This window comes from Sphingomonas sp. Leaf38 (assembly GCF_001421825.1).
Taxonomy (GTDB): Bacteria; Pseudomonadota; Alphaproteobacteria; order Sphingomonadales; family Sphingomonadaceae; genus Sphingomonas.
This window is the reverse complement of record NZ_LMLD01000002.1, coordinates 1-348: the sequence shown is the minus strand read 5'-3', so window position 1 is coordinate 348 and position 348 is coordinate 1. Positions and strand designations below refer to the sequence as shown.

Sequence of the window (348 nt, the reverse complement as noted above, 5' to 3'; positions counted from 1 at the left end):
GGAGAGAAGATCGTCATGCCCGGACCACCGGGCGTCTTGATGCGACCGGTCTCCTTGTACGTCGTGGGGTCGAGCACGGCGATGTAATCCTCGCCGCGCACCGTAACCCACACCTCCTTGCCGTCCGGCGTGAAGAACGCCTCATGCGGACTGCGCCCGACATAGGTCGTGTGCTTGACGGTGTTGGTGGCGGTGTCGATCCACGACACGGCGTTGGATCCGATCGACACGACGGCCAGTGTTTTCCCGTCCGGCGAGAAGCCGAGGCCGTGAACCAGCACCTGTCCCTTGTAGAGCGGGGAAAAATTCATCGGCTGCGGATCGCCGAGCTTGATGACGCCGAGCAAC

The 348-nt window shown here is 62.9% G+C and carries 1 protein-coding gene; it reads right to left on the bottom strand.

What is annotated here, in order from left to right:
* Nucleotides 1-348: YncE family protein (locus ASE88_RS00150; RefSeq protein ID WP_414893191.1), on the bottom strand; the 348-nt coding region annotated here is incomplete at both ends.